This window comes from Lysinibacillus sp. UGB7, from assembly GCF_049058285.1.
Taxonomy (GTDB): Bacteria; Bacillota; Bacilli; order Bacillales_A; family Planococcaceae; genus Lysinibacillus; species Lysinibacillus sphaericus_B.
This window is the reverse complement of sequence record NZ_JBMGUV010000027.1, coordinates 19,311-45,402: the sequence shown is the minus strand read 5'-3', so window position 1 is coordinate 45,402 and position 26,092 is coordinate 19,311. Positions and strand designations below refer to the sequence as shown.

Annotated in this window: 28 protein-coding genes and 1 pseudogene; all 29 read left to right on the top strand. The window is 34.5% G+C overall.

From position 1 onward, the window contains the following. The first annotated feature begins 134 nt into the window (after nucleotides 1-134). The 29 genes and pseudogenes from ACOMCU_RS20520 (at nucleotide 135) to ACOMCU_RS20380 (ending at nucleotide 26,051) form a co-directional block, all read left to right on the top strand. Nucleotides 135-698, top strand: a complete 564-nt coding sequence (locus tag ACOMCU_RS20520) for a DUF6470 family protein (protein WP_421051234.1) — start codon at nucleotides 135-137, stop codon at nucleotides 696-698. Nucleotides 699-715: 17 nt separating this feature from the next. Continuing rightward, entirely contained in the window at nucleotides 716-1,159 is a 444-nt protein-coding gene (gene fliW, locus ACOMCU_RS20515) for a flagellar assembly protein FliW (protein WP_421051233.1), read from the top strand. Continuing rightward, entirely contained in the window at nucleotides 1,159-1,377 is a 219-nt protein-coding gene (gene csrA / locus ACOMCU_RS20510; RefSeq protein ID WP_421051232.1) for a carbon storage regulator CsrA, read from the top strand. The genes fliW and csrA overlap by 1 nt, the downstream gene beginning before the upstream one ends. Nucleotides 1,378-1,574: 197 nt before the next feature. Continuing rightward, a complete protein-coding gene (locus ACOMCU_RS20505; protein WP_421051231.1) occupies nucleotides 1,575-2,387 on the top strand; it encodes a flagellin in 813 nt (270 codons plus the stop codon). A 97-nt stretch (nucleotides 2,388-2,484) separates the two neighbouring features. Continuing rightward, nucleotides 2,485-4,188: a motility associated factor glycosyltransferase family protein gene (locus ACOMCU_RS20500; protein ID WP_421051230.1), complete on the top strand. Its 1,704-nt coding sequence runs from the start codon at nucleotides 2,485-2,487 to the stop codon at nucleotides 4,186-4,188. A 7-nt stretch (nucleotides 4,189-4,195) separates the two neighbouring features. Further along, nucleotides 4,196-4,543 carry a hypothetical protein gene (locus tag ACOMCU_RS20495; RefSeq protein ID WP_421051229.1) on the top strand — a complete coding sequence of 116 codons (348 nt, stop codon included), beginning with the start codon at nucleotides 4,196-4,198 and terminating at the stop codon, nucleotides 4,541-4,543. Next, a complete protein-coding gene (locus tag ACOMCU_RS20490; protein ID WP_421051227.1) occupies nucleotides 4,543-5,751 on the top strand; it encodes a motility associated factor glycosyltransferase family protein in 1,209 nt (402 codons plus the stop codon). The genes ACOMCU_RS20495 and ACOMCU_RS20490 overlap by 1 nt, the downstream gene beginning before the upstream one ends. 145 nt (nucleotides 5,752-5,896) lie before the next feature. Further along, nucleotides 5,897-6,886 (top strand): UDP-N-acetylglucosamine 4,6-dehydratase (inverting), encoded by a 990-nt coding sequence (pseB, locus tag ACOMCU_RS20485; protein WP_421051226.1) that lies wholly within the window; start codon nucleotides 5,897-5,899, stop codon nucleotides 6,884-6,886. Between the two features lie 129 nt (nucleotides 6,887-7,015). Next, nucleotides 7,016-7,579: a UDP-4-amino-4,6-dideoxy-N-acetyl-beta-L-altrosamine N-acetyltransferase gene (gene pseH / locus ACOMCU_RS20480; RefSeq protein ID WP_421051225.1), complete on the top strand. Its 564-nt coding sequence runs from the start codon at nucleotides 7,016-7,018 to the stop codon at nucleotides 7,577-7,579. A gap of 7 nt (nucleotides 7,580-7,586) precedes the next feature. Next, on the top strand, nucleotides 7,587-7,826 hold the full coding sequence (locus tag ACOMCU_RS20475) for an acyl carrier protein (protein ID WP_402928215.1): 240 nt from the start codon (nucleotides 7,587-7,589) through the stop codon (nucleotides 7,824-7,826). 16 nt (nucleotides 7,827-7,842) lie between these two features. Continuing rightward, nucleotides 7,843-8,598: an SDR family NAD(P)-dependent oxidoreductase gene (locus ACOMCU_RS20470; protein WP_421051224.1), complete on the top strand. Its 756-nt coding sequence runs from the start codon at nucleotides 7,843-7,845 to the stop codon at nucleotides 8,596-8,598. Next, a complete protein-coding gene (locus ACOMCU_RS20465) occupies nucleotides 8,591-9,421 on the top strand; it encodes a transketolase (RefSeq protein WP_421051223.1) in 831 nt (276 codons plus the stop codon). Before ACOMCU_RS20470 ends, ACOMCU_RS20465 begins: the two co-directional genes overlap by 8 nt. Continuing rightward, on the top strand, nucleotides 9,414-10,385 hold the full coding sequence (locus tag ACOMCU_RS20460) for a transketolase family protein (RefSeq protein ID WP_421051222.1): 972 nt from the start codon (nucleotides 9,414-9,416) through the stop codon (nucleotides 10,383-10,385). Before ACOMCU_RS20465 ends, ACOMCU_RS20460 begins: the two co-directional genes overlap by 8 nt. 58 nt (nucleotides 10,386-10,443) lie before the next feature. Then, on the top strand, nucleotides 10,444-11,778 hold the full coding sequence (locus ACOMCU_RS20455) for an AMP-binding protein (RefSeq protein WP_421051221.1): 1,335 nt from the start codon (nucleotides 10,444-10,446) through the stop codon (nucleotides 11,776-11,778). Beyond that, nucleotides 11,775-12,836 (top strand): acyl-protein synthetase, encoded by a 1,062-nt coding sequence (locus ACOMCU_RS20450; protein WP_421051220.1) that lies wholly within the window; start codon nucleotides 11,775-11,777, stop codon nucleotides 12,834-12,836. Before ACOMCU_RS20455 ends, ACOMCU_RS20450 begins: the two co-directional genes overlap by 4 nt. Then, nucleotides 12,833-14,005 carry an acyl-CoA reductase gene (locus ACOMCU_RS20445; protein WP_421051219.1) on the top strand — a complete coding sequence of 391 codons (1,173 nt, stop codon included), beginning with the start codon at nucleotides 12,833-12,835 and terminating at the stop codon, nucleotides 14,003-14,005. Before ACOMCU_RS20450 ends, ACOMCU_RS20445 begins: the two co-directional genes overlap by 4 nt. Nucleotides 14,006-14,020: 15 nt before the next feature. After that, the gene (locus ACOMCU_RS20440; RefSeq protein ID WP_421051218.1) at nucleotides 14,021-14,743 is read left to right on the top strand and encodes a cytidylyltransferase domain-containing protein; all 723 of its coding nucleotides are present in this window, start codon (nucleotides 14,021-14,023) and stop codon (nucleotides 14,741-14,743) included. Further along, complete coding sequence (pseG, locus tag ACOMCU_RS20435; RefSeq protein WP_421051217.1) at nucleotides 14,743-15,702, top strand: UDP-2,4-diacetamido-2,4,6-trideoxy-beta-L-altropyranose hydrolase; 960 nt, start codon at nucleotides 14,743-14,745, stop codon at nucleotides 15,700-15,702. Before ACOMCU_RS20440 ends, pseG begins: the two co-directional genes overlap by 1 nt. Then, entirely contained in the window at nucleotides 15,699-16,745 is a 1,047-nt protein-coding gene (gene pseI / locus ACOMCU_RS20430; RefSeq protein WP_421051216.1) for a pseudaminic acid synthase, read from the top strand. The genes pseG and pseI overlap by 4 nt, the downstream gene beginning before the upstream one ends. Beyond that, nucleotides 16,742-17,878 carry a UDP-4-amino-4,6-dideoxy-N-acetyl-beta-L-altrosamine transaminase gene (gene pseC / locus ACOMCU_RS20425; RefSeq protein WP_421051215.1) on the top strand — a complete coding sequence of 379 codons (1,137 nt, stop codon included), beginning with the start codon at nucleotides 16,742-16,744 and terminating at the stop codon, nucleotides 17,876-17,878. The genes pseI and pseC overlap by 4 nt, the downstream gene beginning before the upstream one ends. A 199-nt stretch (nucleotides 17,879-18,077) precedes the next feature. After that, a complete protein-coding gene (gene fliB / locus ACOMCU_RS20420) occupies nucleotides 18,078-19,298 on the top strand; it encodes a flagellin lysine-N-methylase (protein ID WP_421051214.1) in 1,221 nt (406 codons plus the stop codon). Nucleotides 19,299-19,482: 184 nt separating this feature from the next. Continuing rightward, complete coding sequence (locus ACOMCU_RS20415; RefSeq protein WP_421051212.1) at nucleotides 19,483-19,677, top strand: hypothetical protein; 195 nt, start codon at nucleotides 19,483-19,485, stop codon at nucleotides 19,675-19,677. Further along, nucleotides 19,674-20,027, top strand: coding sequence for an IS66 family insertion sequence element accessory protein TnpB (gene tnpB, locus ACOMCU_RS20410; protein WP_421051210.1), 354 nt, complete (start codon nucleotides 19,674-19,676; stop codon nucleotides 20,025-20,027). The genes ACOMCU_RS20415 and tnpB overlap by 4 nt, the downstream gene beginning before the upstream one ends. A gap of 24 nt (nucleotides 20,028-20,051) precedes the next feature. After that, nucleotides 20,052-21,424, top strand: a pseudogene (gene tnpC, locus ACOMCU_RS20405) (IS66 family transposase). A gap of 221 nt (nucleotides 21,425-21,645) precedes the next feature. Further along, nucleotides 21,646-22,029 carry a flagellar protein FlaG gene (locus ACOMCU_RS20400; RefSeq protein WP_421051209.1) on the top strand — a complete coding sequence of 128 codons (384 nt, stop codon included), beginning with the start codon at nucleotides 21,646-21,648 and terminating at the stop codon, nucleotides 22,027-22,029. 22 nt (nucleotides 22,030-22,051) lie between these two features. Beyond that, nucleotides 22,052-24,535, top strand: coding sequence for a flagellar filament capping protein FliD (fliD, locus tag ACOMCU_RS20395; RefSeq protein ID WP_421051208.1), 2,484 nt, complete (start codon nucleotides 22,052-22,054; stop codon nucleotides 24,533-24,535). Between the two features lie 34 nt (nucleotides 24,536-24,569). Beyond that, nucleotides 24,570-24,929 (top strand): flagellar protein FliT, encoded by a 360-nt coding sequence (locus tag ACOMCU_RS20390; RefSeq protein ID WP_421051206.1) that lies wholly within the window; start codon nucleotides 24,570-24,572, stop codon nucleotides 24,927-24,929. A 74-nt stretch (nucleotides 24,930-25,003) separates the two neighbouring features. Beyond that, nucleotides 25,004-25,414 (top strand): flagellar export chaperone FliS, encoded by a 411-nt coding sequence (fliS, locus tag ACOMCU_RS20385; RefSeq protein ID WP_421051205.1) that lies wholly within the window; start codon nucleotides 25,004-25,006, stop codon nucleotides 25,412-25,414. A 76-nt stretch (nucleotides 25,415-25,490) separates the two neighbouring features. Next, on the top strand, nucleotides 25,491-26,051 hold the full coding sequence (locus tag ACOMCU_RS20380) for a helix-turn-helix domain-containing protein (RefSeq protein WP_421051204.1): 561 nt from the start codon (nucleotides 25,491-25,493) through the stop codon (nucleotides 26,049-26,051). The last annotated feature ends 41 nt before the right edge of the window (nucleotides 26,052-26,092 follow it).

Below are 26,092 nucleotides of genomic sequence, written 5' to 3'. Positions count from 1 at the left end.
AAAAATAACATAAGTAATATTTAACTAATTTTTCCTTAAAAGTGTCAGTAGCAAACCTTAGTAGACTTTATTTACTAATATAAAAAGCGTTTGAACATTTTGTTCAGACGCTTTTCTTGAAAGGAGAGGTGTACATGAGACTCCCGCAAATCAAAATTCGTACAACGGATGCACAAATTGATCTTAATATTTCCAAGCCACAGCAATATATTAAACAGCCAAAAGCTACACAACATATTGAACAGCCAGCTGCAATACTTGATATCAATACAACACGTAGCGTCCTAAAAATTGATTCGTCTCAAGCAAGACGTGACTTAGGCTTAATTGGACCATTGGAATCAAGTGCGAATTACGCACAAAAAGGTAAACAAGAGGCAATGAAGGGGATGGCACGAAGAGCAAGGGAAGGTCGACAAATGATGGAAGGCGCCGGCAAAGACCAAGGTAGATCAACTATCCAAAATATCGCTAAACAAAACCATGGCCCCCATCGTGTTCAATTTAATGTAAAATTTGTGCCGTCTGTTGGGTCTGTTAAAATTGACTACACGCCAGGTACAACCGACGTCAATATTCAGCGTAGAGAGCCAAATATTGACGCCCAAGTGAACAAACCAATCCATGAATACACACCAGGTAAAGTAACTGGTACAATGATACAAAGACCAGATGTTGACATTGATGTCATCGTTTAAAGGAGTGCGCGGAAAATATGAAAATTGCTACTAAATTTTTAGGAGAAGTCGAAATCGTTGAACAGGATATCCTGACATTTGAACATGGCTTACTAGGATTAGAGGAAGAAAGAGAATTTGTATTGCTACCAATCGATGCAGACCTTCCACTTGCACTATTACAATCTGTTCAGCATGTGGAAATTGGCTTTGTCGTTGCCTATCCCTTTGCATTTAAACAAAATTATAGCTTTGACATTAGCGAAGAAGATCGTGAACAATTACAGATTGAAAAACAAGAAAATGTTCTTCCATATGCCATTGTAACAATGAAAGAAACATTCCAAGATTCTACGATTAACTTGTTAGCACCCGTTATTTTAAATATAGAAAAAAAACGTGGGAAGCAAATCGTTCTTCAAGATAATAATGCCTTTCCATTACGTTATCCAATGCAACCATTGGAAGGAAGTGCGAAATAATGCTAGTACTGTCACGAAAAAAAGATGAGTCCATTATGATAGGCGACCAAATCGAAATAAAAATTTTAGCAGTTGATGGTGACCAAATCAAACTTGGTATTGTTGCTCCAAAAACGGTAAAAGTACATCGCTCAGAAGTTTTTGAAGCAATTCAAGTACAAAATAAAGAAGCGCTTTCTTCTTCAGCGAATTTTTTAGAACAGCTAAAGAAAAAATAGTAGCTATTTTTTAATGGTAACTTCAAACTTCAAATCTATTACATAAAAAAATAAAAAAACTTTTAAAAAACTATTAAACTTTTCCAACTACTAACGATATATAGATTGTAGGGTAAGGGAAGTACATACAACCTAAACCGACAATATTCCACACGGACGTGGAATAACAAAAACAAACATTCAAGGAGGAATTCCAAATGAGAATTCAACACAACATTTCAGCTTTAAACACACACCGTAACCTTTCTTTCAACAACACTGAAGCTTCTAAAAATCTTGAGAAGTTATCTTCAGGTTACAAAATCAACCGTGCTGGCGATGACGCTGCTGGTTTAGCAATCTCTGAAAAAATGCGCGGACAAATCCGTGGTCTTGACATGGCTACTAAAAACGCTCAAGATTCAATTTCTTTAATCCAAACTGCTGAGGGTGCTCTTAATGAAACACACTCTATCTTACAACGTATGCGTGAATTAGCAGTACAATCTTCAAACGATACAAACGTATCTTCTGACCGTGCAGATCTACAAAAAGAAATTAACGCATTATCTGAAGAAATTACACGTATCTCAACTGATACAGAGTTCAATACTCAAAAATTATTAAATGGTTCATTCAGCGGTAAAACATTCCATATTGGTGCAAATAAGGACCAAAAAATCAATTTAACTATTACAACAATGTCAGCAGCTAAATTGGCAGTTTCTAAAATCAGTATCTCTAGTCAGGGGAACGCAAACACTGCTATTGATACTATCAATAAAGCGATTACTTCAGTTTCAGATGCACGTTCTAGCTTAGGTGCTGTTCAAAACCGTTTAGAGCACACTATCAACAACTTAGGTGCAACTTCTGAAAACTTAACAGCTGCTGAATCTCGTATCCGTGATACAGATATGGCGAAAGAAATGATGGGCTTCACTAAGAACAATATCTTAATGCAAGCTGCTCAATCTATGTTAGCTCAAGCTAACCAACAACCACAAGGCGTTCTTCAATTATTACAATAATTGATTAACATTTAGTGAAAAATAAAGGAATCTGTCTTTCGGCAGATTCCTTTATTTTTTTTATTTTAGGACGATAATAGATAAGAGGTGGTTAAATTTGAGTAAATATAATATCGAATATTTATCAACTAATAACAATTTAAAAACAATTAGAGTAAATAATTTCTTTTTACATAGTAAATACAATCCTATTCAAGAAGCAAAGAGAATTGTAGAAAAAGAGTTCGAACCCAATTTTGTACATGTAGTTTTTGGGTATGGCTTAGGTTATATTATTGATGAGTTGCAAAAAAAAATAAGAAAAAACGAAAAGTTAATCGTTATTGATCCTTTATTTAAGGAGTTCAAAGATGTAGTAATAGCTGATAATATTGCATTTACTCTTATTGAAGAGGTGAAAAGTGAAGTTATTGAAGAGGTTGTAGCTGCCAATTTAGTCAATTTAAGCACCCAAGTAAAAGTAATATGCTCACCGAATTATGAAAAAATTTTAAAAGAAGAATATCTGATTGTTTTAGAAAGCGTTAAAACAGTGCAGAGGCTTCATCAAGTTGGAGAAAATACGACAAGACAATTTTCCTTAGACTGGCAAGAGAATTATGTACATAATATTTTGCAGTCATATATGAATCATTCTTTAAAAGAGTTAAAACAGCTCTATGACTGCCCGATTATTGTAATTTCAGGTGGCCCATCTTTAAAAAAACAGATTTTAAAGTTGAAGGAAATAAAAGATAATATTATTACAATTGCCTCTGGATCAACTATCAATTCTCTATTACATCATGGAATTGAACCTGATTATGTAGTTTCTATAGATGGAGGAATAGCCAATTATAATCATTTTAAGGAAATTGGCAATATAAAGTCCCAATTGATTTTTGGTTTTAGTAGCCATTATAAAATTCAAGAGATATTTCCAAACGCAAAATACGCTCTTTTAGATGTTGGAGATAGTGACTTTCAAAATTATTTAAATATCATATTTAGTTTAGAGGTGCCCCTTATTGCAGGCGGAGCATCCGTAGCGAATTTTACTTTTACAGTAGCTTGTTATATGACGAGTGGGCCAATTGCAATTATTGGACAAGATTTGGCCTATACGGATAATAAATCTCATGAAGATAGTAATAAACACTTTATAGAAATAGATGAATCATACAAGAAGAGTCGTGGGGTGTTTGAAACAACAGGGTACTATAATGATAAAGTTTTAACCGACTATGCGTTTTTACTTATGAAGAAGGATTTTGAAAGGCTTAATAGGCAAATACAGCATCCGTCGCCTATTTTCAATTGTACAGAAGGGGGAGCGAAAATAGAAGGGATGGAACAAATCCCATTCTCGGAATTTTGTGATTTATTTATTAATGGAGAAACTAACATAAAATTAAATAGCAAATCTAGACCGAAATCAAAAGATAGTGATATCTTTATTAAAAAAATGCAAGCTGAGATAGCGATTTATAATAAGATTATTGGAGAAATTCAAATTGGTCTAGCTAAGTTAGATAGAAATAAATCGACTATGGTATTTGAAAAAAGTGTATTACGTGAATTAGATAAGATAGATAAATTGATTAAAAAATACAAGACTAGGATCGCAATGAATCATATATTTGATCCTATTACAATGGATGTCCTACGTAATTATGAACCAGTACCTAATGAAAGCGATGGAGTAGCTTTTGAAAGAGTATTCAACCAAAACAAAGAACTTTATTCAAGACTATTAGAGGCTTTTAAAGTTTCAAGACAATATGTTTTAGATGTAATAAAAAACACCAATAAATTAATGTGAGGTTACTATGATGAATGAACTTTTAAACGATACAATTATAAGCTTTAATGAATATATGGAGAGATTACCTGAAGGATGTATGATGATTGCAAATAACCTTCGCGATGATCGTATTGCCGAAGCTCTTAATCATATCCGAGATTTTTCAGAAGGTGCAGGTTGGATTGCGGAAGCAAGCAGGCTGTTAAAAGAAAATAATGTGGCTATCACTCTCGATATGACAAAGATTGTAGATTATTTATCTGAAATAAATGATGGATTGTCAATTGGTGATTATAATTTGGTTGCAGATATATTTGAGTATGAGATTGTTCCATTTTTTTCAGATATTGAATTAGGAGCTTCTAAAATCTAATGCAGTTTGAAAAAATAGAAGCGCGGGACGGAAATGCCACTTTAAAGGTAAATAATATATTGTTATATAGTAAGTATCGGCCGATTATAGATGTTGAAAAGTTCATTGAAAGTGAGTTTAATAATGACGATAAAGGATACTTATTAATCGGATTAGGATTAGGCTATCATCTACAGGCTTTATTAAAATTAGTTACTGATTCGAAGCCGATTTTTGTCTATGCTTTGGATAGACAAGAAATAGACTTATATGAGTCTATTTTTGGTAGTGGAAAATTGCCAAGCAATATTACTATTACTACAGACTATAGAAAAATTGCTACTGTAAATGATTATCAAATTATTATGCCACACGTTTGGCTACAAGTAATGGATAAACAACATCCACTTTATTATTTGCTAATGGATATTAAAATGAAACAGATGTCTTTTAAACGCTTCGCATCAATGATGGAAATGAACTTTTATGAAAATATTCAGCAACGGAATTTCTCATTACAACATTATCAAGAAAGTTTAAAGCAGAAAAAGGTTTCTTGTCTAATTTCTAGTGGACCTTCTTTAGACGTTACTAAAAAGTGGTTGGAAGTTGTTAATGGACAGGTGTACCTACTATGTGTAGGATCTGCATTGAAAGTACTATTGGAGGAAGGCATTGTTCCAGATGGGGTCATTATATCGGATTGCCAACCAACAATTTTCGAACAATTAAATGATTCTGGATATACTGGAGATCTTTTCTTTTTAAGTACTGCAGATTTTAATACGATAAGGTCTCATGAGGGAGATAAATATATATTATTACAAAAAGGATATGAACTAGCAGAACAATACGCTAAGAAAATGAATTATCCATTGTTAGAAACGGGTGGTTCAGTAGCTACTACTGGCTTTAGTTTGTTGGAGTATCTAGGGTTTAAGTCAATAGTACTGTTTGGTCAGGATTTAGGTTTTACGGATGAATACACGCATGCCACTAATTCTACTTCAGGAAGAAATCTGTCAAAAGACGAGCAGTATATAGAAATAGAGTCCAACTCTGGAGCCGCTATTAAATCACTGCCAAATTTATATAGTTACTTAACATGGTTCAATCGAAATTGTAAGGAAAGTAAATGTTATGTATATAATACAGCCAAAAATGGGGCGAAAATAGAAAGTGTTCCATTGATAGACGAAGAACAACTTTATGAACTTATTAAAAACTAATAGATTTATGAGTTTTTCTTTATGATTTTAAAAATTTGTCGATATATATCATAAGAAAACTTAAGACAAAAAATTTGTTTAATTGATTTTTTAATTATATTTATATGATTTTTAATCGCTTACATAAGATAGGAGTTTTTTATTGATGCCGTTAAAAAATAAAACCGTACTAGTAACAGGTGGTACAGGCTCTTTTGGTAAAAAATTTATTGGAAAAGCACTTACATTAGGTGTGAAAAAAGTTATCGTTTTCAGTCGCGATGAACTAAAGCAATATGAAATGAAGCAAGAGTTCCAAGATGAACGAATCCGATTCTTTATTGGTGATGTGCGGGATAAAGACCGTTTATATCGTGCATTTGATGGTGTGGATATTGTAATCCACGCAGCTGCTATGAAGCATGTAGATGCATGTGAATATAACCCGTTTGAGGCGGTAAAGACCAATATTCATGGTGCACAAAACATTATTGAAGCAGCAATTGACCGAGGCGTAGAAAAGGTCATTGCATTATCTACCGATAAAGCTTGCTCTCCTGTAAATTTATACGGTGCGACAAAACTAGCATCTGATAAATTATTCGTCGCCGCAAATGCTTATGTAGGAGAAAAGAAAACACGATTTGCAGTTGTACGCTATGGTAACGTAGTAGGAAGTCGTGGTAGCGTAGTACCATTTTTTAAAAAGATTAAAGATACAGGTAAATTACCTATTACAGATGAGCGTATGACACGTTTTTGGATTACCCTTGATCAGGGAGTGCAATTTGTATTAGATAATTTAGAGAGAATGTACGGTGGAGAAATTTTTGTACCGAAGATTCCGAGTATGAAAGTTACAGATTTGGCAAAAGCAATTGGTCCCGAATGTGAAATAGAAGTGATTGGAATTCGTCCAGGTGAGAAATTGCATGAAGCAATGATTATGGAAGATGATGCTCGTCATACATTAGAGTTCGATGATTACTACGTTATCCAACCGGAGCTTGCTTGGTTTGCTAAAGAGCAATTAAATGGTGGGGAAGCCTTACCTGATGGATTTGCTTATACAAGTGATAATAATACCGAATGGCTTACTATAGAACAATTGGAATTATTGGTAAAAGAGGGAGACTTGGAGTGTAGTAATAATTAAATAAACTTCTTCTATTTCTTTTGAAGGTATATACTTATTTCAAAAGTTAGCTAAACATTGTATTAGTTTTCCTTAGTAATTGTATCCTTCAGTCTTACTAGCAGGAAAACTGATATGATTTTACTATAAATGATTGGTGGCGAAATCTTTTTGAAGTTTACTTTATTAAGTGAAAAGTATTTAGATTTAGTAATGAAATGGCGTACTAGTGAACATGTAACTAAATTTATGTATACAGATATTGAGCCTGATTTAAACAAACAAAAGAAATGGTTTGAAAAGATAAACAAAGATAATACTCAATTAAATTGGGTTATTGTTTATAAAGATAGCCCTATAGGTTTAATTTCATTAAATAATATTGACTACATACATGAGAAAGCCAGTTCGGGATTTTATATTGGTGAGTTAGAGTATTCTATTGTTTCAAGCCGTATTATACCCTATTTTTTAAATTTTTACTTCTTCGAAATGAAGTTTAATAAATTGGTAATTGAAGTTCTCTCTAAAAATGAATCTATGTTGAAAATGGACTATCATTATGGATTTAGAAAAGTAGGTACGTTAACTCAGCATATAAAAAAAGATGGTGTATATTATGATGTGGAAGTTCTCGAAATTTTAAAAGATACGTGGATTAATAACTATCAAAAATATCATAAATTAAGAGCTCCATTCGAATCGAGAGGATAAAATAGCAATGAATAATCTTAACAAGTATAACAATGTTTTTAAAGAGTGTTTTAATGTTACTGAGGACCAATTAAATGAAACGTTAGTATATAACTCAATTGAAGAGTGGGATTCTGTAGGTCATATGGCAATGGTTGCTGAACTAGAAGATGTATTTGACATTATGCTTGAAACAGATGATGTGATTGAGTTTAGCTCATATACGATTGGTATAGAAATTTTAAAGAAATATGATGTAGAAGTATAAGTAGGAGGTAGTTAGTATGCTTTTAAGCGGAAAAGTAGCGGTTATAACAGGATGTAATCGGGGAATTGGAAAAGCCATTACAACTGTATTTGCTAAACATGGCGCTAATATAATTGCATGTGCTCGAAAAAGTACTGTGGAATTTGAAAGCTACTTAACTAATCTTCAAAACGAGACAGGTGTTCAAATAACACCTGTCTATTTTGATATTAGTAAGGAAGATGAAGTGAAACTAGCCATAAAAAAAATAAGAAATCTGTTCCCTACGATCGATATATTAGTTAACAATGCTGGGATTGCTGGGGATACAATTTATCAAATGACTGCAATGGAAACACTTGAAGAAAAAATGAAAGTGAACTTTTATGGTCCTTTTTTATTGACGCAATATATTGTGAAGTTAATGAGAAAAAGTACAGCAGCATCTATTGTAAATATTACATCTATTGCAGCCGATGATAGTTACAAAGGGATGATTTCCTATACGGCAAGTAAAGCTGCATTTAATGCCTTTACTAAAACAATAGCGAATGAACTAGGTAGTGCTAATATCAGGGTAAATGCGATTGCTCCAGGGTTTACAGAAACCGATATGGTATCAAATGCAGTCACAAATAAAGAATTTTTGACACAACTACAAAGTCATTTAGCTTTAAAACGTTTAGCTAGACCTGAGGAGATTGCAAATAGTGTGTTATTTTTGGCATCTGATTTGTCATCCTATATTACTGGACAAATATTACGAGTAGATGGGGGACTTTTTAATGATTAATGCAAGCTTTGTAGAAAAATTAAAGAGACAAGCTGGTCATATGAGAATAAATGCTTTGAAATTAGCAAATGCTTCAGGGAATAATGCTGCTCACGTAGGCCCGGGCTTATCCATCATTGAGATTTTAGCTGTTTTATACGGTCACACAATGAATATAAGCAGTAAAAATCTTTTAGATGAAGGTAGAGACCGTTTTATATTAAGTAAAGAACATGGGGTATTAGCTTACTATAGTGCTTTATATGAGAATGGAATTATTACTGAGGAAAATTTAGATAGTTTTATGAAAACAGGTAGTGCCTTTTTAGGTCATCCAGTAATGAATCGTAAAAAAGGAATTGAATTTACAAGTGGTAGTTTGGGAATGGGCTTATCATTAGCTATGGGCGTTGCGATAGGACTAAAACGTAAGCAATTATCAAACCATGTTTATGTATTATTAGGTGATGGTGAGAGTAACGAAGGATCTATTTGGGAAGGGTTTTTATCTGCTCCACACTTTAAATTAGATAATTTAACAGTCATTATTGACCGCAATGGTATTCAGTTAGGTGGTAAAACGAACGATATTTTACCAATGAATCATTTGGAGAAAGTATTAGAAGAGATGGGCTGGGCTGTTTCCACTGTAGATGGGCATGATATTGAGGCATTAATAAATGTATTTGATAGTATTTCGAATAAACCTAAATTAATAATAGCTAATACTATTAAAGGCAAAGGTGTTTCTTTTATGGAACACAATATTGATTGGCATCATGCTGTCCTAACAGATAAATTATTTAACGAAGCGATAGAAGAGCAGGTGAAAGAATATGAATAATACATTAAAGAATCATAAAATGTTAGCACGTTTAGGTCAACGAGGCACATTTGGAATGGTAATGTTAGAGAAGGCCAAAGAAAATGAAGATTTATTGGTGATAACAGCTGATGTATCTATTCCAGCAGGCTTAGATCGTTATAGAAAACAATATCCTGACAAATTTATTGATGTAGGAATTGCTGAACAAAATATGATTGGTATAGCCGCTGGTTTAGCGAGTGAAGGTTTTGATGTATATACAACAACATATGCTCCATTTCATACGCTAAGATGCTTAGAGCAAATTCGAATGGATATTGGTGAAATGAAACAACCAGTAAGGATGGTAGGATTATCTAGTGGTGTAGTATTAGGTATGATAGGTAATATGCATTGTAGTTTTGAAGATATTGCTGTTATTCGTGCTATTCCAAACATAACTATTATTTCACCTGCAGATTCTTTTGAATTAGTAAAAGTATTAGAAGCTTTGGATAATTACCCTAATCCCGTATATCTTCGATTAACTAGTGGAGCGCCCTCTCCAATTATTTATAAAGAGGATTATAATTTTGAAATCGGAAAAACTATCTCAGTGAAAAATGGCGAAGATATCGCGATATTTGCTTCTGGTTCCATTATAAGTGAGGCAATAAAAGCTGCAGAATTATTAGAATTAGAAGGCATTAAAGTTGAAGTAATTAATGTCCATACTATTAGACCTTTAGATATTGAAGGAATAAAAAGAGTTATTAAAGATAAAAAGCTTCTTGTAAGTATGGAAGAGCATGTTATTGCTGGGGGGGTAGGTAGTGCCATTTCTGAAGCGATAGCTCTTGAAGTTAAAAAGCCTCCTCACTTAATGTTAGGATTACCTAGTGATTATAGTAAAGCAGGTATATATGAAGAAATGCTAGATCATTACGGGCTAACTGCTAATAAGGTTGCTAAAAGTATAAAGGAAACATTAAATAATATTTAATTATTTATTGGTGTGGTAGATGCTATCACACCTTTTCCTATAAAGAAGGAGCGAGTTTATGAACCTTTTTAATTTAAAAAGTAATCATGTGGCGATTATTACAAATGAACAAACATACGCTTTTAGTGAAATTCCTAAAATTGAATTTCATAGTACAAGTAAAGAGTTAATATTGATACTATGGCAAAATACAATTGACATTTTAGCTACTTATATTTCAGCTATGAATAGTGAGCATGCTGTCATGCTGATTGCTGAAGGCATTAATCGTGAATTACTAGCGAACATTATAAAAACGTATCAGCCGAAATGGATTATTGGATTAGAGAGTCATGAAGGATTTGAAAAAAACGAAAATCAACTAATAAGAACAAAAGAAATAGTTACAAATATTCATCCAGACCTTGCAATTTTATTAAGTACTTCAGGTACAACTGGTAGTCAAAAGTTTGTCCGTCTTTCCTATGACAATATCAGAGTAAATGCTGAATCTATTATAGATTATCTACAAATTAATCAAAATGAACGAGCTATTATGAATCTACCACTTTCCTATTCATATGGCATGTCGATTGTGAATAGTCACCTTTTAGCAGGTGCTTCAATTTTATTGACCGATGAAAGTGTAATGGAGAAGTCATTTTGGGAATTTGTAAAAAAACATAAAGCAACTTCAATTGCAGGTGTTCCATTTACATATCAAATGCTACAACGTATCGGCTTTACAAAAATGGAGTTACCTTATTTAAAGACAATGACACAAGCTGGTGGACGATTAAATGAAAAGCTTGTAAAGCATTTTGCAGAATATGCAAAAGAACAAAATAAGAGATTTTACATAATGTATGGTCAAACTGAAGCTGCACCGCGTATTTCTTATATTCCTTATGAAAAAGTATTAGAGAAGTCCAGCACAATTGGAATTGCTATTCCGGGTGGTAAACTTTCTATAGATGCAGAAACAGAGGAGTTAATTTATAAAGGTGCTAATGTCATGATGGGGTACGCTGAGAATTTAGCAGACTTAGCAAAAGACTATGAACTTAATGGGGTACTTTATACTGGCGATACAGCAATCGTTGATGAAGATGGATACTTTACAATTACAGGCCGTATCAAGCGTTTTATTAAGTTATTTGGTTTGCGCATTAATTTAGATGATGTGGAAAAGAAACTCGAAGAAGAACTACAAATACCTTTAGCTTGTACTGGTTCTGACGATAAATTAATTGTAGCTATTGAACAAGCTGATTTTGTTGAGCAAGTAAAGGAAGCGATTGAACGTTTATATAAGCTTCACAAAACTGCATTTAAAGTCAAGGTGATTGATGAAATTCCACGTTTTGTAAGTGGCAAAACCGATTATATGAAGCTAAAGGAGAGCTGTTTATGACGGTCCCTTATCATTTAGTACAGGCTGAGAAAGAAAGTGAGCTTGTAGTTAAATTAAATGAACTAACTAGATGGCACACCGAAAACTGCCATGAATATAAATCAATGCTAGAAAAAAGCAACGCATTACTAGAAGCAAGTTGTTTAGAAGAAGTACCTTTTTTACCTGTGCAGTTATTTAAACTAATGAATTTAAAATCGGTTTCTCAAGAGAACGTTGTAAAGGTGTTAACGTCCAGTGGGACAACGGGACAGCAAGTATCTAAAATTTATCTCGATAAAGAAACATCGATTGCACAGACGAAAGCACTTGTAGAAGTGATGAAACCCATTTTAGGTAATAAACGTTTGCCAATGATTCTGTTAGATACGAAATCTGTGCTAAAGGATCGTAAATCATTTAGTGCACGTGGAGCGGGAATTTTAGGATTCTCTAATTTTGGTCGCAAACACTTTTATGCTTTAAATGATGATATGACATTGGATGTTGAAGGTTTACAAGCGTATTTAAAAGAATACGAAGGGCAACGTATATTACTGTTTGGTTTTACATTTATGATTTGGCAATACGTTTATAAAGAAATAAGAGATAAAGGGTTAAATATTAATTTTAATAATAGCGTACTGATTCACGGGGGTGGATGGAAAAAGCTTAAGGATGAGGCGGTTGATGCTTTAACTTTTAATCACCTTCTTAGTAAGCAACTAGGCATTCAAGAAGTACATAACTATTATGGCATGGTTGAACAGGTCGGTTCAATTTTTGTGGAGTGTAGTGAAGGACATTTTCATGCACCGAGCTATGCGGATGTGATTATTCGCAATCCGATTACGTTTGATGTTTTACCTGTAGGGCAACAAGGGTTAATTCAGGTTGTGAGTGAATTACCAAAAAGCTATCCAGGTCATTCTTTATTGACAGAGGATTTAGGCACAATTCATGGTGTTGATGATTGTCCATGTGGATGGAAAGGGAAGTATTTTAGTGTAGTTGGGCGTATACCAAAGGCAGAATTACGCGGCTGTAGCGATACTTTTCAAGGAGGTGTGCGTTTGTGAAAATTTTTTGGCCAAAAAATGTAAATATTGATGATGCACTATGTAACTTGAATAGTCAAAAATTGAGTAAACCTTTTGCTGAAGAAATAATTGCTTTTACACAAAGTTTATCGAAGCGTTTTGTGCGGATGCGATATATGCCCGAAGTTGTAGCATTAGGTTACTGGCTCCGTAAATCAAATATTAAGCAAATGCAAGCAGAGTTTGAAAATGCTACTGAGGGAAAAGTAGTTCGTGGGCGTGGTACAGCTTTTCATATCGCACCTTCAAATGTTGATACTATTTTCGTTTATTCATGGATGCTGTCACTTCTTGCAGGGAATCGCAACATCATTCGAATCTCAAGTAAAACGGAAATAAATGAGTTACTACAAGTAATCTTAGAAGAGTTACCGAATTTTAAATCGGTAGCAGAACAAATCATAATTTGTACATATGGACATGACGAGAATGCAACGGAAGTGCTTAGTCTAGCATGTCATACACGTGTTATTTGGGGAGGCGATGAAACAGTAAAAGCTATTCGTAATATTCCGCTTGCGCCAATAGCAAATGAATTAGCATTTCCAGACAGATTCTCATTAGCCATATTAAATTCTGAAAAAGTTAAGCTGTTAGATGATGAGGCTCTAGATGCATTACTTGAGCAATTTTATAACGATGTGTTTTGGTTTGACCAAATGGCATGTTCATCACCAAGACTTGTCGTTTGGATAGGTGAGAAAATAGAATCTTTCTGGACGGCATTTGAACTTAAAATCCAGATAAAGCAACATGAGTTATTAGCAGCGACACAAGTATTAAAATATTCGACTAGTTTACAATTAGCCGCTGAAAGTTATGTAGAAAAAGTAGCACCTATAACTTACTTTTCACGTATAAAGCTAAATGACGTACCAGCAAATGTACGTGAACAGCATTGCGGTGGTGGTTTGTTTTTTGAGTATGAAGTTGAAAACTTAATAGACTTAGAACAAACTATAATCGATAAAGATCAAACAATTGCATATTTTGGTTTTGAGAAACCCGAGTTAGTGGAATTAGTAGATTCAATTTCAACACGAGGGATAGATCGGATTGTACCAATTGGGCAAGCGCTAAATTTTGATGGTGTTTGGGATGGACAAAGTTTCTTAACATCGTTTACGAGGGAAGTAATAATTTTATAAATGGAGAGTTTAACTATGAAAACAATTGTAATAATCCAAGCAAGAATGGGCTCCTCTCGTTTGCCAGGAAAAATTTTAAAACCACTTGGAAATGTAGATGTGTTAAGGTACGATATCGAGCGCTGTCGTGCCATCAAAGGTGTTAACGAGGTTATAGTTGCGACAAGTATATTACCACAAGATGATGCAATTGCAAATTGGTGTGAGAAGCATCAAGTTGCATATTTCAGAGGTTCTGAAGAAGATGTATTAGATCGTTATGTTCAATGTGCAAAACAATACAAACCTGATTATGTGATGCGTGTAACATCTGATTGTCCATTTGTTGACTATGAAATGGCAAGTGAAATTATAGAATTAATTCTAAAAGAACGTAAAGATATCGTGTTGATTGACGGGCAATTACCTCGCGGATTAGCGGTAGAACTTATTTCATATGAAGCGCTTTTATATATTCATAAAGTAGGGCTAGAATCTCGACATCGTGAGCATGTTACTTATTATGCCTACGAATTTGCAGAAGAGTTTGAATCAGTTACATATAAAGCACCAGCAAATCGAATTGCGCCAGAACTACGGATTACGCTAGATACAGATGAAGACTATAAACTCATTTATGAGGTTGCGAAGCATTTCGACAACCCTTTAATTTCAAGTGCAAATGTCATTCGATTTTTAAAGGATAATCCAGATGTTGCAAAACTAAATGCTCATATCGAGCAAAAGCCGGTGATTTGATGAAAGTTATTATTCGTACAGATGCATCTATTGAAATCGGTAGTGGTCATGTCATGCGTTGTTTAACAGTTGCAAAAAATTTGCGTCCGAATGGATGTGAAGTAATCTTTTGGATGCAAGATTTACCTGGCAATCTAATTGATTACGTAATCAGTGAAGGCTTCGGAATTATTTTTGAAGCTGAGCAAGCAGACCTTTATATCATTGATCATTATGGGATTGATAAAGAATGGGAGTCCAAAATACGAGTATTCACCAAAAAAATCGCAGTAATTGATGATTTAGCGAACCGTAAGCATGATTGCGAGTTGCTTCTAGATCCCAATGTATTGCCAAATTGTGAGTCGCGTTATGACGATTTAGTGTCTGATACATGTGTAAAACTATTAGGTCCAAAATATTTAATTATGCGTGATGAATTTATTGATGCAAGGCGACTATTACGCAAGAGGCAAGAGCAAATTGAAAATTTACTCGTTTTTATGGGCGGTTCGGATCCAACGAATGAGACGATAAAAATATTGGAGGCACTTGAGGATTTTCAGTTTAAACATGTTGATGTAGTTATTGGAAATGGTAATGTTTTTAAGGAACAAGTTCGCAAGATTTGTGAAGAGCGTGGGTATTATTATCATTGTCAGATTAATTATATGGCAAAGTTAATGCAACAGGCTGATTTTGCTATTGGTGCGGGGGGAAGTACGACGTGGGAACGTTGTTATGTTGGACTGCCCTCATCGAGTACAATTGTAGCTAGTAATCAGAGGGAAGGGACAGAATATGCTGCAGAACTTGGTATAGTGATAAATCTGGGGTGGTATAGTGATGTGACATCCGAAACCTACAAACAGTTATTAAAAAATGTACAAATTAAAGGTTTAAGTGAACGAGGGCTTATTCTAACTCAAAATGAGCAACCAAATGCGTGGGTTTATAAAATATTGGAGTTGATAAAATGATTAAAATAGGAAATAGAGAAATTGGCCGTCATACGAAGCCATTTATTATTGCAGAAATGTCAGGTAACCATAATCAATCATTAGAAAGAGCATTACATTTAGTAGAGCTAGCCGCAGAAGCTGGTGTAGACGCGCTGAAATTACAAACATATACACCAGATACAATTACATTAGACGTTCATACAGGTGAGTTTTTCATCCAAGAGGACGGGAATCTTTGGAAAGGGAATTCTTTATATAATTTATATAAAGAGGCTTATACACCTTGGGAATGGCATAAGGAGATTTTTGCAAAAGCACAAGAACTTGGTCTCCTTGCTTTTAGTTCACCATTTGATGAGACAGCAGTGGATTTTCTGGAAACATTGAATGTACCAGCTTATAAAATTGCCTCATTTGAAAATGTAGATATTCCATTAATTAGAAAAGTAGCGCGAACAGGAAAACCAATGATTATTTCAACAGGTATGGCGTCAGCTGCTGAACTAGATGAGGCAGTTCGTGCTGCTCGCGAAGAAGGCAACAATCAAATCATATTACTGAAGTGCACTAGTACATATCCTGCTACACCTGCCAATTCAAACTTAGTAACGATACCACATTTGAGAGAAATGTTTAGTACAGAAATAGGTTTATCAGATCATACAATGGGGGTTGGCGTATCGGTTACCGCAGTGGCACTTGGAGCCACGGTAATTGAAAAGCATTTTACAACATCGCGTGCTGAAGGCGGGGTTGATTCTGCCTTTTCAATGGAACCACATGAATTAAAAATGTTAGTGGAAGAAACAGAGCGTGCATGGCAAAGTTTAGGGAATGTGAGCTATGGACCAACAAATGCGGAAAAGGAATCAGCAAAATTCCGACGTTCTTTATATATTGGTGAAGATTTAAAAGCTGGTGATATTTTAACGAAACAAAATGTTCGCAACGTTCGACCAGGACTTGGTTTGCCAACGAAGTACTATGATTTAGTAATTGGTAAAGCAATTAAGTATGACGTGAAAAAGGGAACACCATTAAGTTGGGAGTTATTACTATGAGTGATTCACCTCGATTTATCTCATACGGCAGTCAAAGTATAGATGAAGATGATATTCAAGCTGTTATAGAAACATTGCGGTCGCCAAACTTAACACAAGGACCGAAAATTGCACAGTTTGAGCAAGCTGTGGCAGATTATGTTGGATCAAAATATGCAGTAGCATTTTGCAATGGAACAGCAGCTTTACATGGTGCTTGTTACGCAGCTGGAATTGATGAAGGGGATGAGGTAATTACTTCTCCTATTACTTTTGCTGCAAGTGCAAACTGTGTGCGTTATGTTGGTGGAACTGTTGTTTTTGCAGACATTGATGAACGTACTTATAATATTAATCCTGAACAAATCCGTTCAAAGATTACATCGAAAACAAAGGCAATTATTCCAGTGGATTTTACCGGGCAACCTGTCGATATAGATGTAATTATGGAAATCGCGAGGGAGCATAAACTCGTCGTCATTGAAGATGGTGCTCATTCATTTGGTGCTAGTTATAAAGGGCGTAAGATTGGAACACAGGCAGATATGACAATGTTTAGTTTCCACCCTGTAAAGCCTGTAACAACTGCAGAAGGTGGCATAATTGTTACAAATAACGAAAGTTATTATAAAAAATTATTAAAGTTCCGAAGCCATGGAATTGAGCCAACAGTTTATGCTAAAGAGCAAGGTGACTGGTATTATGAAATGACAGAATTAGGATATAATTATCGGATGACAGATTTACAGGCAGCCCTCGGTGTTTCACAAATGAAAAAGCTTGATTATTTTATTAAGCGGAGACAAGAAATTGCTGCAATGTACAATGAAGCCTTGAAAAATGTGCCTGGAATTACAATATCAAAGCAATTAGAGGATACTGAATCTGGCTGGCATTTGTATATGATTCAATTAGATGAAGCAAATCGGAAACAAGTATTTGATACTATGCGCGCTGCAAATATTGGTGTCCATGTGCATTATATACCTGTTTATTGGCATCCGTATTATCAAAACCTTGGTTATGAGCGAGGACTATGCCCAGTGGCGGAGGAATGGTATAAAAAAGCGCTAACATTGCCTATACATCCTCGTTTAACTGATGATGAGATTAATTATATTGTGCAAAGAATAAAAGAACAGATTTCATTATAAGTGCTTTTATTTCAAATTTAAAAAGATTTAAAGAAAATGTTGTTATGTAATTAAAAACGTAACTTTAGTACAATGAGGCGGAAATATTCTGTAAATAAGACAATTAATAAATTATTATAGAAGATTCAACTCTTTAATTTTAAAACTATTGAAAAAAATATTAATTTGAAATTTTTAATTTAAAAAAGGATGTGATAAAATGAGGCCTATATTAATACCCGAATATCTACAAGATTTTAGTTGTATAGGTAGTGCTTGTGAAGATACGTGTTGTGCCGGTTGGAATATTGTAGTTGAAAAGAAAACATATCAAGCGTATCGAAAAGTGCGTCAGCCAGAGATGGCAGATAAACTACTTAAATATGTGAAACGAAATCGTAAAGAACATGATGATTCTAATTATGCAAAGTTTATCTTAGACGAAAATAAAAAGTGTCATATGATGTTAGATGGTGGGTTATGTAGTATTCATAAAGAATTAGGAGAAGAATTTTTATGTAATACATGTGCCATTTATCCACGGCATCTCACACAAGTTGGTCATGTAACAGAAAAAAGCTTAACATTATCTTGCCCAGAGGCAGCAAGAATTGTTTTATTACGTAAAGAAGGTTTAGGTTTTATTGAGGCAGAAGAACCAAAAAATACGCGTGGACTAATGAGTAGGGAGCTCTTATTAGAAAAACATCCTCATTTTTGGGATTTGCGAGTTTTTTCAATTCAACTTCTTCAAAGTAGACAACAACCAATTGAAATTCGCTTAATTATTTTAGGGTTATTTATACAAAAAATTGAACAATTAAAGCCAGATGAGTTGGAATATGAGTTACCATTGATTATGCAAGATTATTTAAATTGCTTAAATAATGATGAATTTATTGAATCATTAAAAGATATTAAGGGTAACTTAAATTTCCAACTGAATTTAGCACGTGCATTAATTCGTTTTCGTATAACTGGTGATATCACTTCTAAAAAATATGTAACGATTCTTCAACAATTATTAGAAGGATTAGCGTTGGAAGAAGATGAGAAAAATGAAATTGTTGATATGGAATCAACGATTGCTACCTATCGAGAATCCTATACTAATATATATGAACCGTTTATGAAAGAACATGAATACATGTTAGAAAATTATATTGTCAATTATGTATTTAAAAACTTATTCCCATATGATTATCAGTCACTATTCGAAAGTTATATGATGCTTGTTGTCCATTTTACGCTTATTAAGTTGCATTTAATTGGAATGGCAGCAAAGCAACAACAATTAACACAAGAAATGCTCATCGAATGTGTACAACAGCTTGCCAAAATCATTGAACATAACCCATCTTATTTGCAAGGCGTTCGTGAGGGTATGGTAACTGCGGGTTATACGACAATGGGCCATATGTTTGTAATGATTAGTAATTAAAAATAAGATTTGATAAATGTTATATTATTAATATTTTAATATATGTAATGTAAATCGAAAAAATATAACGAAGCCTTTGGTTCAGAAACCCTTTTTGAACGTAAGCCCGTATTCAAATAACGCATATAAACACGCAGCACCTCCCGGTACTATAAAGGTATCAATTAAAGGAGGTGCCTTTCATATGCCACAGCAAAAATTAACGATTATCCCCGTCACATTATATCCCGAACTTAAAAATCCCTCTGTAGTCAACCCAACAGAAGATCCCCGCATTAATACATGTACGATTAAAACAGCAACGGTGGAAATTGCCTTCTATAATGGCGAAGATGAGCACATCATTCAAAGCGTGATGAGGGAGTTGAAACTTCTTTGAAACACGATTTTACTAACGTGAAAAATATCTACATCGTTTGTGGGAAGACGGATATGCGAAAAGGCATTGATGGCTTAGCTACACTGATTCAAGATTCTTTCGAACTTGATCCCTACAGCGATTCGGTTTTCCTGTTTTGCGGTCTGAGTAAAGATCGATATAAATGTTTGTATTTTGATGGGGATGGGTTCGCCCTACTTTATAAACGCTTAGATGGTGGAAAACTCCAATGGCCGAAAGATGAAAATGAAGTACGGAACCTTTCGCAACAAGAACTTCGTTGGCTACTAAAAGGTTTATCATTACAACAGCCAAAGGCAATTCAAAAATCACTAAAAGGTGTATTCTAAATTCACTAGCTCAAATGGTATAATATGAAAATCTTATACGAACTGAAAGTGGTGAATGTTTTAGTGAACTCTTCTTCTAACAATGATAAAGTAATTAAACTTCTTGAAGAACAACTTGATTATATGAAGCAACAAAACAAAGACTTATCTAAACAGATTGAAGCGCTAACTGAACAAGTACGCTATTTAACAAAACTTTTATACTGATCGAAAACCGAGAAATCAAAATACACTGCACCAGACGGGCAAGGATCATTATTTGATGATGATCCGTCTTTTAGTGATTCTGAGCACACAGAAGAACAAAGCACTCACATAATTTCCTATACAGTTGTACGTAAAATACATAAGAAAAAGCGCAGATTAAACGTGGGAAGGCGCCACAACCTGCCATTCAACGTAGTATTGCAGGCACAAGTGTTCTGGTAAAACTTATCTATGATAAATTTGTCCAATACTTACCTCTTTACCGTCAGATAAAGGAATGGGAACGTCATGGCTTACATACGAATGATAAAAACCTTTCAAACTGGGTCATTCGCGCAGCAGGGATTGGTTATTACCTGTATACGAACAAATGAAATCAATCATGATGGCGAAATCTGTTTTACATGTCGATGAAACATATGCACAAATACTTAAGCGTTCGGATGGAAAGTCCGGTCAATCGAATGCCTATAATTGGGTTTACCGGAGTGTGCCGAGCCAAGGTCCCACGATTATTCTATTTCAGAGTTCGTTATCACGAGCTCGGTCTGTCCTTGAAGATTTTACGAAAGGTTATACTGGCACAATTGTTTGTGATGGTTATTCTGCTTACGGCAAACTAGAAGGTGTAACCTTCGCCAATTGTTGGGCACATGTTCGTCGTTATTGGTTGAAGGCGGATAGTAAAAACGGGCAAATCGGCGTAAAATATTGCGATGATTTATATCGACTTGAACGTAAGTTTAAGCACATGTCTCCAGGGAATCGTCGAAAACAACGTAAAAAGCATTCGAAACCAATCATTGAAAAGTTTCTGGATTGGGTTGGAAAATCGCCGTTCTACGGAAAAAATGCGCTTGCAAAGGCTGCGGAATACACACTCAATCGAGTGAATGGTCTGAAAGCATTCTTGAATGATGGGCGTATTGAAATCGATAATAATCCAGCTGAAAATGCCATTCGTCCCAACGTCATAGGGAGAAAAAATTGGCTTTTCTCTGTCAGTGAAGCAGGTACAAAAGCAAACGCCATCTGCTTGAGCATCGCAGAAACGGCCAAAGCAAATGGTATGGACTTCTATCAATATCTGATGAAGTTAATGATGGATCTACCGAATCTGGATATCCACCGAAACCTAGAAATTTTACATGCCTTGGTCAAAAAACATCCAAGCTGCATGTGGAAAATAAAATAGCCGTATATCTGATAAAAAAATCAATGATATACGGCTATTCGTGATGCGTACCGAAAAGGTGCGCCTATTTTTTTATAATTCGGGCTTACTTTTGAACCAAAGGCTTTTTTGATGAGAAATGTGCTTTAGAAAGTAGTTACCTTAAAAAGGTGAAACATTCCTAAAAACTTCCGATATTAAATATAAGAATAAGAAATGTTTAGGAGGTTACATATCATGCGTATTGCAGCTCAAGGACAATCTACAGATGTAGGAACTGCAACTTCATCAACATTTTCTAAAAAAGTTGGTTCAGAGGAACTCCCGATGACAACTGTTAAATCGCAGTCAGTAGGGCAATCAAGAGAACTACCAACTGCTGAAGACCAAGAAATATCAAAAGACAAGCTTCAAAATGCGGTAGACACTGTAAATGAGTTTTTACAAGTAAATCATAATGCTTCTAAATTTGTGTTGCATGACGGTTTAGATCGTTATTTCGTACAGGTTGTTGATACCCAAACAGATAAAGTCGTAAAAGAAATTCCGCCAAAACAACTTTTAGACGCATTTTATGAAATGCAAAAGTTATTAGGAATGATTGTAGACGAAAAGATATAAATATATTTAGGGGGAAAATATAATGGTAAATAGAATCGGTGGATTAGCATCAGGAATGGATATAGATTCAATAGTAAAAAAATTAATGACTGCGGAAAAAGCGCCATTAAACAAGTTATATCAAAAGAAACAAACGTATGAGTGGCAGCGTGACGCATATCGCAGTGTTAATACAAAATTAAAAACATTTGATACTTACATTGCTGATAATTTAGTCTTAAAAAGTTTTCTTTCTAAAACAGCAGCTAGTACAAACTCTAATCTAGTATCTGCAACTGCAACAGGAAGTGCTGCGGGAACACTTTCAATTGAGGGTGTTTCGCAATTAGCTACAGCAGCTCGTAAAGTTGGTGACCAAGTAAATGCTATAGGTACGACGAAAATGTCTGATTTAGGGGCAACGGGGACGATTGAGTTTAAAGCTATTCAGAGCAATGGGCAATTAGCAAGTGAAGCAACAAAAATTGAAATTACTTCTGATATGACTGTGAATCAGTTTATTAGTAAAGTGAATACTAGTAATGCAGGAATTAGCGCGGTATTTGAAAATGGTCGATTCTCATTTACTGCCAAAAACACTGGTGATGTTAAAGGCGATGACGAAATTAAAGTTACAGGTGGGGTAGACATTTTCAATAAGTTAGGATTTGCTGATCCTAATAAGGTTCAAAATACTGAAGGGAAAAATGCTATTTTCACTGTGAATGGTATAGCAACAGAACGAACAACAAATACGTTTTCAATCTCGGGTTATAATGTCACTTTAAAAGATACATTTAATGGCCTTCAAACAATTTCAGATAAATATAAGGCTGCCTTGGAAGAATTTAAAAATGCTACTACTAATTTAGCAAATAAACAAGCAAATCTTACAACAAAACAAAATGCTTATGGTGCTAGTAATATTAATAGTTACACACAAGCACACGAAACAGCTTATGCGGATGCTTTCGGTAAATCGCTATCTATATCACAACAAGTGCAATACAACAAACTTGGAAGAGATGCATGGAAGTCTTTTTCAACAGATGAAATAGATTTCATCAAAAATCAGTCATCAGTACAAGATATCAAAGATAATCTTGACGGCAGCTCTTTAAGTGATGAAAGCAAAGCGAAATTAAAAGGTTTATCTAATGAAGTGCTAGATGTTTTATTTTCAAACAAGGATCAACTCACTGATTTTAAAGCTCAAGCAGTGTACGAACAATACGGAACAAAATTAAAAGATTTTGACCAAAACGCCATTGATGCGTTAAAACGCTTCCCATACGACAGTAATGATTCAATTGAAAAAATTCATAAAGATATCGACGATAATACGGAATTTTCACAAGAAGTAAAGGATGCTTTAAAGTCATTAAGTAAAGATGATTTAACTAATTTAATAGCAACTGATTCGGCAACTTTAAAAACTTATCAAGAAAAAGCTCAGGCTGACGATTTAAAACAAAAATATAGTCAATTCGGAGATGCACTGATTAAAGGTTTGCAAGATGGTTCTAAAAAGGTTGAAGATTTAACAGAGAAACAAAAAGAAATTTGGAATAATTTATCACCTGAAAAAAAGGCTCAATTTTCTGACCTAGCGGATCAAAATATTAAACGCTCAGAGTACTTAACTGCAGATGCTGAAGAAAAAGCTGCACAAACACGTTTAAATGAAGCTACTAGTACGCAAAATGCGGCAAAAGCAGATGCTGATGCAGCAGGTATTTTAAAACCTGATGGCAGTGTAGATGATACGATAGTAAATGCTGCGCCAAAAGCACAAGCAGTGACGATGACATCAACAACAAATGTTGACGATATCATGGCTAAAATTAAAGAATTTGTTACTACTTATAACGGTCTAATTAAAGATTTTACTGATCAAACGAAAGAAACTAAATATCGCGATTTTACGCCATTAACTAGCGAACAAAAAGAAGATATGTCTGAAAGTGAGATTAAGCTTTGGGAAGAAAAGGCCAAGAGTGGTCTACTTCGCGGGGATACTCTTATTCGTGAAGGATTGTCTAATATGCGGTCATTAGTGTATCAATCTAATCCAGGGATTGATTCTAAATATAATACGTTATTTAGTATTGGAATTACGACTTCTAAAAACTATAATGATGGCGGTACATTAGAAATTGATGAAACAAAATTACGAAAAGCATTAGAAGAAGATCCGGATGCAGTCGAAAAGCTATTTAAAAATAGTGAAGGCAAAAAAGAAGATGTCGTAGACGGAAAAACTGTTGATACACGTGGTTATTTAGACAAGTTACGTGAATCGATGAAATCTTTAGAAATTACTATTGAGAAAAAAGCTGGGCGCTCTACGATGACGGACGCTCAATATGCAATCGGAAAAAATCTAATTGATACAGAAAGTCGAATTAGCACTTGGAAGAGCAAATTAGAAAATATCGAAGCACGTTATTGGAAGCAATTCACGGCAATGGAACAAGCTATTAATAAAGCCAATTCTCAATCAAGCTTGTTCTCTCAAGGTTCTTGATTAGGCTTTTAAAGAAGCAAGGTAGGAGAAGTTTATGCAACTAACAAATGAACTATTGCAGGCGTCTGCGAATCTATATAAATTATTAGGAGATATCCCTAAAGGTGAAGATCGTGATGACTATGTGGATACTATTAATAATTTGTTGGATAAGCGTGGAACGATTATAAATGGTTTGAAACAAGCAGGTTTTCATTTTGATGAACAAGATCGTGTTCATCGTACCTTGCTTGAATTAGATAATGGGATTAAAGAACGATTGGCTACTGTAATGAGCGCAGTAAAGCAAGATATGGCAAACCTTCAAAAAACGAAAAAAAGTGAAGCACAATATTTCAATCCATATGGGAATGTCCGTGTGATGGATGGAATGTATTACGACAAGAAAAATTAATTTCTCTATTAGCTTTTCTACGTTTAATGGTTTAAAATAGTAAATAAGTAACATCTAAAAGGAGTTGTCCTTTATTGGCAGCAAATTTAACAGCACAAAACGCATATAAGCAAAATAGTGTCACAACTGCTTCACCTGGTGAGCTTACATTAATGCTTTATAATGGGTGTTTAAAGTTTTTAAATAAAGCTAAACTTGCGATTCAAGAAAAAAATATTCAAGAAAAGAATACCAATTTGATAAAAGCACAAGCGATTATTAGCGAGTTTATGGCGACGCTTAACATGGACATTGAAGTGTCGAAAAATATGTTTGCTCTCTATGAATATATGAATCGTCGTTTAGTAGAAGCGAATATCCAAAATGATATTAGTATCATTGAAGAAGTTGAAGGGTTAGTGACGGAATTCCGCGATACCTGGAAAGAAGTTATTCGCATTAATCGACAACAACAATTCGGAAGTGGCAATAACGGACAAATTTAAGAAAAATAGAGACCATCATCAAGGTGCTGCACCCCAAAAGTTAGAGTAATAAATCTAACTTTTGGGGTGTTTTTGTATGGTGAAATATAGCCAAGGTTTTAAATTAAAGATTGTTCAAGAGTATTTAAAAGGGAATTTGGGGTACTTATTATTAGCGCAAAAATATGGTATTCCATCTCCAACTCCAATCAAACGTTGGGTTAGAGCTTATAAAGCTTTTGGTGAAGAAGGTTTACAACGGAAAACAAACCATGAAGAATATCCTGTTCAATTCAAATTAGATGTATTAAACTTTATGAAACAAACAGGTGCTTCTTACCAAGATACAGCAATTCGATTTAACATGAATCAACCTAGTTTAATCGCAACTTGGAACAGTAAGTTTTTAAAAGAAGGAGTAGAAGGCCTGAAACATGCGAAGGGAAGGCCATCTATGTCTAAAAAAACAAAAGCTACATTGACAAAAGCAGAAAAACCAATGTCTCGTGAGGAGCAGTTAGAACGTGAAAATGAACGACTTCGTCTAGAGGTTGCGTATTTAAAAAAGTTGAAGGCTTTTCGAGAGAACCCGGATGCCTTCCTCGAAAAGCACAAGCAGCAATCGCCTTTGAACTCAAAGAAGAAGGGTTCAGATTAAAAGACATCTTTAAACAAGTCGATATTCCAGAAGCAACGTAT